Raw genomic sequence first — 12066 nt, 5'->3', positions numbered from 1 at the left:
ACATGAAATACGGAGATTTGATCCAGTTCGAGCAGATCGAGTCAGTCATTCAACTGCTCGATGCCGGACGCCCGGACGAAGCCAAGAAGCTCGTCGCGACCTATGTCATCTCCGACGACATGGCCGAGCGAATCTCCAAGCTCATGGTTCCCCAGCTCAGTTTCGAGGATTCGGTCGATCACAAGGGCGTGCTGATCGTCGGCAACTACGGCACCGGTAAATCGCACTTGATGTCGGTGCTGTCGCTGGTGGCAGAAGACGCCGCTTATGCGCCGATGATTCGCCACCCCAAGGTCGCCGAGGCGGTTGCCTCCATCGCCGGGAAATTCAAAGTTCTTCGCATCGAGGTGGGCGGTCTGGAAATGCCGCTGCGCCAGGTCATCACCCAGCAGCTTGAGCGCTTCCTCGACAAACTGGGCGTCAGCTACAGCTTCCCGCCAGCAGATCAGGAACTCAACAACAAAGAGTCTCTTGAAGAAATGATGGCCGCTTTCCATGAGGTCTACCCAGACCAGGGCCTGCTGCTGGTGGTCGATGAGTTCCTGGAATACCTGCAATCGCGCAAGGACAACGAACTGATTCGCGACTTGGCCATCCTGCGGCAGATCGGCGAAATCACCAAACATCTCAAGTTCCGCTTCGTGGCCGGCGTGCAGGAAGCCATCTTCGACAGCGTGCGCTTCCAGCACGTTGCCGACAGCATGCGCCGGGTCAACGAGCGCTTCACCCAAATCCTCATCGACCGCCAGGACGTCAGCTTCGTCGTCTCCGCGCGCCTGCTTAAGAAGACTGCCGACCAGCAGAACAAGATCCGCGAATACCTCACGCCGTTCGCCAAGTTCTACGGCTCCATGAACGAGCGCATGGACGAGTACGTGCGACTGTTCCCTGTGCACCCGGACTACCTGAAGACCTTCGAGCAGATCCACTTCACCGAGAAGCGCGGCGCGCTCAAGACCATCGAGGCCGCCATGCTGACCATCCTCGACCAGGAAGTGCCCGCCGACAAGCCGCTGTTCATCAGCTACGAAAGTTTCTGGAACACCATCAAGGCCAACTCGGTCTTGCGCGCCGACCCGAACATCAAGGAAGTGATGCGTGTCTCCGAAGTGCTGGAGTCGCGCGTGCAGCAGGCCTTCACGCGCCCGGCCTACAAGGCCATGGCGCTGCGCGTCATCAATGCGCTGGCCGTGCACCGTTTGACCACCGGTGGCGACATCCACATTCCGATCGGCCCCACCGCCGCCGAGCTGCGCGACGCCCTGTGTCTGTTCCAGCCGGGCGTGGAGGACATGCCGGGCGACCCCGCCGAGAACCTGCTGTCGATGGTGCAAACCGTGATGCGGGAAGTGCTGAAGACCGTCAACGGCCAGTTCATCTCCAAGGCACCCGATACGGAGCAGTACTACCTCGATCTCAAGAAAGACATCGACTACGACGCGCAGATCGAAAAGCGCGCCGAAGCCCTGTCCGACGACGCGCTGGATCGTGCCTACTACAGCGCCGTCAAAGCGCTGATGGAGTGCAGCGACGACCTGCGTTACCCCGGCTTCCAGATCTGGCAGTACCAGCTCGAATGGCAAGAACGCCGTGTCGAGCGCATGGGCTACCTGTTCTTTGGCGCGCCGAATGATCGCCCCACGGCCCAGCCCGAACGCGATTTCTACGTTTACTTCATCCAGCCCTTCGACAAACCGAAGTTCGCCGACAACAACCTGTCGGATGAGGTCTTCTTCCGCCTCACCGGGCTGGACGACGATCTCAAGCGGCACCTGTCGTCCTACGCCGCGGCGCTCGATCTTGCCTCCACCGCCAGTGGCGGCGCCAAGGGCATCTACCTGTCCAAGGCACAGGATTTCCTGCGCGCCATGAGCAAGTGGCTGCAGGAAAAGCAGATGACCGCCTTCGAGGTCACCTACCAGGGCAAGAAAAAGAACCTGCAGGAGTGGGCCAAAGGCGTGTCGCTGCGTGACCGGGCGCGCCTCGGTGCGGACGAGCGCATCAACTTCCGCGACGTGGTGAACGTCATTTCGGGCCTGGTACTGGGCCAGCGTTTCGGCGATCTCGCGCCGGAATACCCCAGCTTTTCCGTGCTGGTCACCGAGGCCAACCGCAAGCAACTGATCGGCAACGCACTGCGCGCTCTGGCCGGCGGCACGCGCACCAAGGATGCCGCGGCCATGCTCGATGCGCTGGAACTGCTCGATGGCGACCGCGTCGATCCGGCCAACTCCCGCTATGCGCAGGAAGTGCTGAACCGGCTCAAGGCCAAGGGCCACGGCCAGGTGCTCAACCGCAACGAACTGCTGTCAGGCTCATCCGACATTGAGTATTTCGCCCCGATCAAGTACCGGCTGGAACCCGACCTGCTGGTCACCGTGTTGGGCGGGCTGGTCTATTCCGGTGACATCGTGCTGTCGATCACCGGCGACAAGATCGACTCCGGCAAGCTGACCCAACTGGCCGAACGCTCACTGGAGGAACTCAAAGCTTTCAAGCACATCGAGGCGCCCAAGGAGATCAACCTCGCCGTGCTGCGCGCCTTGTTCGAGTTGTTCGACCTGCCGTCCGGCCTGGCCCAGAAGGCCAGCCAGGGCGACATTGAGCCGGTCATCAAGCTGCAGGAGAAAGTCAGCGCCCTGGTGCCGCGCGTGCTCAAGGCCGGCTCCGACCTGCAGCAAGGCAAGCTCGGTTTCTGGGGCCAGAACCTGCTGCGTGAGGAAGAAGCCAAGGACTGGTACGCCCGGCTCGATTCGCTGAAGAAGTTCACCGAGTCGCTGACACCCTACAACACCGTCGGCAAACTCAAGAACCTGCGCGTCACCGAGGAAGACCTGGACGGCCAGAAAAAGAACCTGGAAATCCTGGCTGCCGTCGAGCGTCTGCTCGAACTGGTGGCCGAGCTGGGCAGCACGGCGTCCTACCTCTCGCAGGCCGAGATGGTGTTGCCCGCCGAGCACCCCTGGCTGAAACAGGCCGAGACGACCCGCAAGGCCATCTTCGACAAGATCAGCCAGGACCGCAGCGCCGAGCACGCCGCCCTGATCCTGGGTAATGGCCGGCAGACGCTGGCCCAGCTCAAGAGGGACTACATCACCGCCTACATCGCCAGCCACAGCAAGGCGCGCCTCGGCGTGGCCGAGGACAAGACCCGCAACGCCCTGCGCAAGGACGACCGCCTGCTGGCACTGCGCGTACTGGCCGGCGTATCGCTGATGCCCACCAGCCAGCTCACCGCCTTCGAGGAATCCCTCAACGGCCTGAAGAGCTGCTCATCGCTGGATGAACCGACGCTGGTCACGGCCGCCGTCTGCCCGCACTGCCAGTTCCGCCCGGCTGCCGAGCAACTGGAACTGCTGCCCGCCGCCAACCGCCTGCACAAGCTGGACGATGACCTGGATGCGTTGCTGGCCAACTGGCAGCAGACCCTGCTGGAAAACCTGGAAGACCCGTTCACCCAGGACAGCCTGGGCCTGTTGCCCGCAGCAAGCAAAAAGCTGATCGACGCCTTCCTGGCCTCACGCAAGCTGCCGGAACCCTTGACCCAAGAGTTCGCCAACGCCGTGCAAGAGGCCCTGTCGGGGCTGGAGAAGATCGCGGTCAAGAATGAGGAGATCAAGCAGGCACTGCTGCAAGGCGGATCGCCGGCCACGCCGGATGAGCTTCGTAAGCGCTTCGATGCCTTCATGAACGAGCGCTGCAAGGGCAAGGACGCCACCAAGCTGCGCTTCGTGATCGAGTGATGCCATGACTCTGCAAACGAACAGGAAACTGCTGCCATGAGCAACACACTGAAAGTCAGGGACGACCACGCCCCTATCTGCTTCGAAGCAAGCGCCGAGGATGCCGGCAAGTTCAAGCTTTGCGAAGGGGCAGAAGCCGCCTGGCTAACTCAGAGCCAAACTTTCGACATCAAGGCGTTGCGAAGCCGTGTCGAGCCCTGGCTGACCGCCTTATTTCAGTCGGAGCATCTTTCGCTGCTTGCTGGCTCAGGATTGACCCATGCCGTGCACCATCTGGCGACAGGAAAGCCCGCTGCCGGAATGAACGAAGTCACCCTGACCATCTACGAGGATGCAATCAGGAAAGCGGCGAAAGAAGCCGCCCAAAGATCAGGTCGGGAAACAGGCAATCTGGAAGACCAGCTTCGCGCCGCCAACGAATTGCTGCGAGGGCTAGAGATACTGGGCAATTCAGCAGAAGCCGAAACGCTGCTGACTGAGCTGACCAGCACGCTGGAAGACTTCTCCAAGTCCATCCTCGAAAGCGAAGCTGGGATTGCCAGGGCAGATGAAGACAAACGTGAGCAAGCGCTCAATGTGCTGGTCACATTCCTGATGAGCTTCGCCAGCCGCACCGGCGTGCGCGACCGGCTGAATATCTTCACCACCAACTACGACCGACTGATCGAAGCTGGTGCCGAACTGGCCGGGCTGCATCTGCTGGACCGCTTCCTCGGCAACCTCATGCCGATCTTTCGTTCATCACGGCTGGATCTGGACATGCACTACAACCCGCCAGGCATTCGTGGTGAACCGCGCTACCTGGAGGGAGTAGCCCGCTTTACCAAGCTGCACGGCTCGGTGGATTGGGTGCAGGTTGATAGGGATATCCGCCGCGTCGGACTGCCCTTCGGCGCCGACGATGTCGCGCCCTATCTGCAAGCGCCTGGGCTTAACGGTGCCAGTGCTCACAAGCTGATGATCTACCCCAATGCCGCCAAGGACCGGGAGACTTCGGATCACCCCTATGTGGAACTGTTCCGAGACCTCGCCGCCGCCGTGTGCCGCCCTAACAGCACGTTGATTACCTATGGCTACAGCTTTGGTGACGAGCACATCAACCGTGTCATTCGCGACATGCTCACAGTGCCGTCCACCCATCTGGTGATCATTGCCTATAACGATCCGCTTGGCCGCATCATGCAGACCTATCGAGAGTTGGGACGTCCCTCGCAGATCAGCTTGCTGATCGGCCCCGCTCTGGCTGATTTGCAAATCCTGACCGAAAGCTTCCTGCCCAAGGCCGCTATCGACAAAACCACCTTCCGCATGAGCGAACTGCTCAAGCAGCGTTACGGCACCGAAGCCCATCCAGGCCCGGCAGCAGCGAAACCTGGTAGCGATTTTGACGGGGCAGACCTGGTATGAGCTTCTCGCCCCTGGCCTACGCCGACTCACTGCGTATCGGCAGCATCGATTTTGTCTCGCCTGACGAAATCAAGGTTCTGCTGGACATCGAAGCACCCGACAACCTCGCTCTGAACACAGGTACTCCACGGCCGTTCCCGCGGATCAATGGTTATGTCCTCGTGCCTAGTGAGACAGGCTATCTGGTCGCACAGGTGGAGTGGATCACCATCGAGCGGTCTCAATACCCCAAGCGCAAGGGCATGCAGGATTTCGGCCTGGTTGATTTGCCTTATCCGCTGCGCAAGATGAGCCTCAACCCGCTGGGTGGTCTGGCTTACGAGGGTCAGATCGATGGAAAGGAACGCTATTCCTTCCGGCGCGGTGTGGAAGCCTACCCGACGGTAGGCGACCCCGTACTGCTACCCACCCAAACCCAGCTACGCGCCATCGTCGAATCCGGCGACAACCGCCGGGTGAAAATCGGCGTCAGTCCGCTAGCCGCCAATGCAGAGGTCAAGATCGACCCTGATCGCCTGTTCGGTCGTCATCTGGCCGTGCTGGGGAACACCGGCAGTGGCAAATCCTGCTCAGTCGCCGGTTTGATCCGCTGGTCGATGGAAGAAGCCAGCAAGGCACGCGGCGGAGCTGACCCCAATGCCCGTTTCATCGTGCTCGACCCCAACGGCGAGTACGCCAAGGCATTTGATGGTTTGGGGAAAGTGCGCGTATTCGCTGTCGAGCCGAAGCCTGACGGTGGCATTGAGCAGCTACAGGTGCCGCTCTGGTTTTGGAACAGCGCTGAGTGGAGTGCGTTTACCCAAGCCAGCGCCAAGGCGCAACGGCCGACATTGATCCAGGCACTGCGCGCCGTGCGCGACGGTGCGGTGGAAGTCACCGTCACACCAAGCCACGACATGCGTCGTTTTCTGCGCACACTGGTTAGCGTGATTCAGATCGAGCGCGCTGCCGGACGCCCCTGGGCTAATTTTCCGCACCCCAAGAACTTCTTTGAAAAGACCAGGAGGTGGCAGGAAGGCTTGGGGAACGATGCTTCATTCACTGCGGATGAAAATGCGGCGCTGGGCGCAATACGAGACAAGATTACCGCCTTCGCCAACGCGCGTTCAGGCCAGTACCCAAACTACGATTTCACTGCACCAGAGATCGACGAATTTTTGGGCATGGCTAAGGCCGCCCATGCGGCCTTCGGCGGCAGCGACACCGACATCTTGCCGATCGATGCGGACGTACCCCGCGCCTTTACTGGCGACCAACTGCTGCGCAGTGTTGAAGCCAATGCAGAACTGCTAGGCGTCTCGGAATACGTCGAAACAATGCTCATGCGCATTCGAACGATTCTGTCCGATAGCCGCATGAAAACCATCACAGGCAATGCCGATGGTGTGACGTTGCATGACTGGCTGGCCAACACCATCGGCGACAACCAAGCATCCAACGGAACGGTAACCGTCATCGACCTATCGTTGGTGCCCGCTGAGGTGGTGCACATCGTCACCGCCGTTATTGCTCGTATGACGCTGGAAGCCATGCAGCGCTACCGCAAGCTCAACCACGGCAAAACGCTGCCTACCGTTCTGGTGATGGAAGAAGCGCATACATTTATCAAACGCTACCAGGACGATGCTGAGAACCAGAACTCAGCCGCCATTTGTTGTCAGGTATTCGAGAAAATTGCCCGCGAAGGCCGCAAGTTCGGATTGGGTTTGGTGCTGTCATCCCAGCGCCCCAGCGAGTTGTCGCCTACAGTGCTGTCTCAATGCAACAGCTACCTGCTGCACCGCATCAGCAATGACCGTGACCAGGAATTGGTGCACAAGCTGGTTCCTGACAACCTGCGTGGCCTGCTGCGCGATCTTCCTTCGCTACCTTCGCGCCACGCCATCCTGCTGGGCTGGGCCTCTGAGTTGCCCGTGCTGGTGCAGATGAATGCCTTGCCTGAAGGCCAACGGCCAAAATCCGATGACCCGGACTTCTGGGCGGTATGGTCGGGCAAGAAGGAGAACGAAACAGGCGAGATCGAAGCTGTCGAGCGCACCGTGGATTGGACAGCGATTGCAGAGGACTGGCAACAAATAGCACCTGCTCCAGACAAGGAAGCATCGGATGAAGGCGGAGCTTCCTAGATGGCCAAGGCAAGCGGCTTCGCCGTATCCCTCTCGAAGGATCGGATGGACACATTCCTTGAATGTGTAGCCGAGGAGCACGCGTTTGCTGAGCCTGTCGCTGACTTTCAGCACAGCCGAACTACACCATTGGTCTGCTTTGTCGTCAACGCAGGAAAATTGACGCACATCGGCCTGGGGCGTCGTGGCGTGCGTGCGGGTACGGGGTTGAGTCGTTTGAATATCGACAAAGTCGAAGAACTCGCCGAACCGCTGTCCGTGCGGAAACTGCTGAATCGTCTGCCCAAGCGCAATGCCGCATCCGTGCGCAAGCGGTTTCAATCAGGTGGCTTGTTGACCGACAAAGGCTTCACCGCCGTCGTTGAAACCATTCGCCAGATCGCCCCCCAAGCCAGCACCCTGCTGGATCGGTTCAGTCAGGCACGAACAGAACGCATCCGGCGGTTGTCGGAGCGGGCACGAGACAACTTGGCGCAGCAAAAAGAAGCGCTGCTTACGGCGCTGTCGATAGCCGGCATGAGCCGCGACCCTGTTCAGGAATGGGCGCCATCGGACGAAACGCCGGTCTCCTTTCTGGACGGCTTGCCCAGCGTTCGGTTGCGCGAAGACCCGATGGTGGTCAACGACCTGCAAAACCTGCCTGGCTTTGAGGTAGTCAAGACCTATCCCTATGGCGCGGCGGTATTCGAGTCCGAGGACACGTCGGAACGCCTCACCGTCATCCTTGCCAATCGCCTGCCGCTTGAAGAGCAAACCGGCACCGATCTCATCTACTTCAACGAAACCTACCAGAGCTTTGTCATGGTTCAGTACAAGGCGATGGAGCGTGAGGATCGGCGCGTTGGGCCAGCCGAAGCGGTCTATCGCTTGCCCAACGCGCAGTTGAAGGAAGAAATCGACCGCATGGATACCGTGCTCAGCGCACTGAAGGCCTGTGCGCCAAACACCGGCATTGGCGGATTCCGCCTGACCGAGAACCCGTTTTTCCTCAAACTCTGCTCCAGATTGGTATTCAACCCGGATGACGTGGGCCTTGTGCCCGGCATGTACCTGCCGCTGGACTACTGGAAGCTGTTGGAAAGCGACCCCGGTATCCAGGGACCGAAAGGTGGCCTGCGGATCACCTATGACAACGCGCAGCGCCATTTCGACAACACCGCGTTCACCACCGTAGTGTCCAAGGCTTGGGTTGGCACGACGCCAAGCCAGTCGCAGGTGCTTCAGGATGTGATCCGGGCAACTCTGGAAACAGGCAAGGCCGTTGCCATTGCCGTCAAACCGAAGAAATCCACCGAACCCCGAGACGATGATCAAGAAGTAGAAGAGGAAGCACTCAATGAATGATGTCGCCTCATTGATGATGCCGGCGAACTTGCCGGAATGGCTGACGCTGGCCAACGTCCTGTTGACCGCGATGTTCGCCGGACTCACGTTTTTCATCCTGCGTGCCAACCGTGCCGCAGTGGGTGCAATGCGTGAGCAGATGGCTGATCAGAATCGCCCGTTTGTCGCAGTGACTGTACAGGTGCGCATGGGCACACCTGTCATCCAATTGCTGATCAGGAACGTCGGGCGTTCGCCTGCGCAGAATCTCCGGCTACACCTTGATCGGGATTTCTTTCAGTTTGGCGAGCGAGTTGATCGTCGCAACCTCGCCAAGCAATCTGCCTTTTCGCAATCTATCGACTGCCTGCCGCCGATGTCGGAGTTGCTGTTCGATCTTGGAATGGGCTTCGAGATATTTGCAAGCGGAGCTGATCTGGCGATTTGTCCGCATACGTTCCAAGTGTCAGCCGAATACGAGTATGGGAAAAACAAGTACAGCGAAAAGACCCACGTAGATCTGCGCCCCTACATCGGCACCAGCGTGCCCAAGCATCCTGTGGTGGAAGAACTGGAGCGGGTTCGCCAGTCCATCGACAAACTGACAGCCACAGTCAAGCAGTCTGCGAACGCGGCAATCAAGGCCCAAAGCCCCGAGGAAAAGAATGGCTAATCTATTCAGCACCACACAAAAAGATTCTGGCCCGGTGGAATGCCTCGGCCAGACCTTCTCCAGCGATGCCGCCCGGCGTGAGCACTACCTGAAGCTGCTGGCCGAGAAGCTGCAAGACCCGGCGTTTCGCCAGCAGGAAGGTTTCCCGCAAGGTACGGACGCAGCCATCCTTGCCATGTCCGACCCGCCGTATTACACCGCTTGCCCTAACCCGTGGCTGGCGGAGTTCGTGTCGCACTACGGCAAGCCTTACGACCCGACGGTGAAGTACAGCCGCGAGCCGCTGGCGATTGACGTGAGCGTGGGCAAGACCGATGCCATCTACAAGGCGCACAGCTACCACACCAAGGTGCCGCACCTGGCCATCGTGCCGTCCATCCTGCACTACACCCAGCCGGGCGACGTGGTGCTGGACGGCTTTTCTGGCTCTGGCATGACTGGCGTCGCCGCGCAGTGGTGCGGCACAGCCCCGACCAGCTACCGCTTTGAGCTGGAACAGGCGTGGAAGAAAGAAGGCCGCACTGCGCCCAAGTGGGGCGCGCGCCGCGCGGTGCTCAACGACCTGTCGCCCGCCGCCACCTTCATCGGCGCCAACTACAACATTCCCTTTGATGTGGACGCCTTCGCCAAGGCGGGCAAGCAGTTGCTCAAAGACCTGGAGCAAGACATCGGTTGGATGTACGAAACCCTGCACAGCGATGGCAAGACCCAAGGGCGCATCGAATACACGGTGTGGAGCGAGGTATTCAGTTGCCCGGAATGCGCGGGTGAGGTGAATTTTCTGGATGAAGCGCTGGATGAAGAAACCAAGCGCGTCAGGGACGATTTCCCGTGCCCGCATTGCAATGCCGAACTGACGAAGAAGAAGCTGGAACGACTCTATGTTTCCCGGCTGGACAGCGCCACGGGCAACACCCTGCAAGTACCCAAGCGCGTGCCCAGCTTGATTTCGTATCGCATCGGCAAGACCAAGTACGAGAAAAAGCCGGATGCAGCGGACTTGGCGCTGCTGCAAAAAATCGATGCCTTGCCGCTACCCGGTACCGTACCCACCGTGGCGTTTCCCTTTGCCGATATGTGGGAAGCGCCGCGCATGCGCGACAAGGGCATCACGCATACGCATCACATGTTTTTGCCGCGCGCGGCGCAGGCGATGGGGGCGCTGTGGGGGAAGGCGCAAGCGCACCCTGATGCACGGATTCGCGGCTTCCTGACCTTTATGGTGGAGCAAGCGGTTGCCGGACTTTCGGTTCTCAATCGTTATGGGCCAACGCACTTCTCGCAAGTCAATCGCATGTTGGCTGGCGTTTATTACGTCGCAGCACAACATGCTGAGTGCAGCCCCTGGTACATCCTTGGTGGCAAGTTGGATCGGCTGGTCAAAGCCTTCGGTAACTTCAAAGTTGGTGCTGGCGGTGCGGCGATCAATACCGGAACGGCGGCGCATATACCGCTGGCGGACGGCAGCATCGACTACATCTTCACCGATCCGCCCTTCGGCGAAAATCTGCCCTATGCCGAGCTGAATTTTCTGGTCGAGGCATGGCACGGCGTGATGACGCAAGCCAGGCTGGACGCCATCGTGGATCGTGCCAAGGAAAACCGCGCGGCGCAGAAGTCGGTGGATGATTACCGCAGGTTGATGGCGGCTTGCTTCAAGGAATACTTCCGCGTGCTCAAGCCGGGCCGCTGGATGACGGTGGTGTTTTCCAACACGCAGGCGGCGGTGTGGAACGGTTTGCAGACGGCGATGCAGGAAGCAGGTTTTGTCGTTGCCAACGTGTCCGCGCTCGACAAGCAACAAGGCAGCTTCAAGGCCGTCACCACGGCAGTGGCCGTGAAGCAGGATTTGGTGATTTCGGCCTACAAGCCCAACGGCGGACTGGAACAGCGCTTCGCGGAGCGTGGCGCAACGCCGGATTCGGCCTGGGATTTCGTGCAAACCCATCTGCGGCAGCTTCCAGTCGTGAAGGTGAAAGGTGGCGAGTTGGAGTTTGTCGCCGAGCGCGACCCACGCATCCTGTTCGACCGCATGGTGGCCTGGTTCGTCCGCCACAGCGCACCCGTGCCGCTTTCCAGTCAGGAGTTTCAGGACGGCCTGCGCAGCCGCTTCCCCGAACGCGACGGCATGGTCTTTCTGGCCGAGCAGGTGGCCGAATACGACAAGAAGCGCGCGCAAGTGGCGCAAGCACCGCAGATGGAGCTGTTCGTCTCGGATGAGCGCAGCGCCATCGACTGGGCGGCGGATTACCTGAAGGCGCGGCCTTCCACCTATCAGGACATCCACCCGGAGTTCATCAAGCAACTGGGCGCGGGCTGGAAGAAGCACGAGACCCGCCCGGAACTCTCGGCGCTGCTGGAGGCCAACTTTCTGCGCTATGAGGGCACGGGCGAAGTGCCCAGCCAGATTCACCGCTACCTGTCCACCAACTACCACGACCTGCGCGGCTTGGAGAAGAACGATCCGCGCCTGATCGCCAAGGCACAAGACCGCTGGTACGTACCCGACCCGAACAAGGCGCAAGACCTGGAGAAGAAGCGCGAGAAGGCGCTGCTCAAGGAATTCGAGGTCTATCGGTCGTTCACGGGCCGCAAGATCAAGGAATCGCGTCTGGAAGTGCTGCGTGCCGGTTTCCGCGCCGCGTGGGCGGGCAAGGACTACGCCACCATCCTCGCAATCGCCAACAAGCTGCCGGAAGCCACGCTGCAAGAGGACGAGAAGCTGCTGACGCTGTACGACATGGCGCTGACCCGTACCGAGGACGGTATTTGATGACCCCAAGCGGAGCCGCTC

6 protein-coding genes are annotated in these 12066 nt (G+C 60.1%); all 6 read left to right on the top strand.

Features of this window, described 5'->3' with window-relative positions:
• Positions 1 to 2: 2 nt before the first annotated feature.
• From FKL89_RS00905 to FKL89_RS00880, 6 genes are read left to right on the top strand one after another with little or no spacing between them, the layout of a single operon-like run.
• Positions 3 to 3743, top strand: coding sequence for a DUF6079 family protein (locus tag FKL89_RS00905; RefSeq protein WP_156860858.1), 3741 nt, complete (start codon positions 3 to 5; stop codon positions 3741 to 3743).
• Between the two features lie 36 nt (positions 3744 to 3779).
• The gene (locus tag FKL89_RS00900; protein ID WP_033990842.1) at positions 3780 to 5150 is read left to right on the top strand and encodes an SIR2 family protein; all 1371 of its coding nucleotides are present in this window, start codon (positions 3780 to 3782) and stop codon (positions 5148 to 5150) included.
• Positions 5147 to 7276: an ATP-binding protein gene (locus tag FKL89_RS00895; RefSeq protein ID WP_033990841.1), complete on the top strand. Its 2130-nt coding sequence runs from the start codon at positions 5147 to 5149 to the stop codon at positions 7274 to 7276. The genes FKL89_RS00900 and FKL89_RS00895 overlap by 4 nt, the downstream gene beginning before the upstream one ends.
• Entirely contained in the window at positions 7277 to 8620 is a 1344-nt protein-coding gene (locus FKL89_RS00890; RefSeq protein ID WP_181955211.1) for a hypothetical protein, read from the top strand.
• Positions 8621 to 8648: 28 nt separating this feature from the next.
• Positions 8649 to 9272: a hypothetical protein gene (locus FKL89_RS00885; RefSeq protein ID WP_156860857.1), complete on the top strand. Its 624-nt coding sequence runs from the start codon at positions 8649 to 8651 to the stop codon at positions 9270 to 9272.
• The gene (locus FKL89_RS00880) at positions 9265 to 12045 is read left to right on the top strand and encodes a DNA methyltransferase (RefSeq protein ID WP_156860856.1); all 2781 of its coding nucleotides are present in this window, start codon (positions 9265 to 9267) and stop codon (positions 12043 to 12045) included. The genes FKL89_RS00885 and FKL89_RS00880 overlap by 8 nt, the downstream gene beginning before the upstream one ends.
• Positions 12046 to 12066: the final 21 nt, after the last annotated feature.

Origin of the sequence: Casimicrobium huifangae (assembly GCF_009746125.1) — a bacterium.
In the GTDB taxonomy this organism is placed as follows: Bacteria; Pseudomonadota; Gammaproteobacteria; order Burkholderiales; family Casimicrobiaceae; genus Casimicrobium; species Casimicrobium huifangae.
This window is presented reverse-complemented; position numbering and strand designations above follow the sequence as displayed.

Coding starts and splice junctions, on each gene's coding strand:
- FKL89_RS00905 (WP_156860858.1), top strand. CDS start 3: ATGAAATACGGAGATTTGATCCAGTTCGAGCAGATCGAGTCAGTCATT.
- FKL89_RS00900 (WP_033990842.1), top strand. CDS start 3,780: ATGAGCAACACACTGAAAGTCAGGGACGACCACGCCCCTATCTGCTTC.
- FKL89_RS00895 (WP_033990841.1), top strand. CDS start 5,147: ATGAGCTTCTCGCCCCTGGCCTACGCCGACTCACTGCGTATCGGCAGC.
- FKL89_RS00890 (WP_181955211.1), top strand. CDS start 7,277: ATGGCCAAGGCAAGCGGCTTCGCCGTATCCCTCTCGAAGGATCGGATG.
- FKL89_RS00880 (WP_156860856.1), top strand. CDS start 9,265: ATGGCTAATCTATTCAGCACCACACAAAAAGATTCTGGCCCGGTGGAA.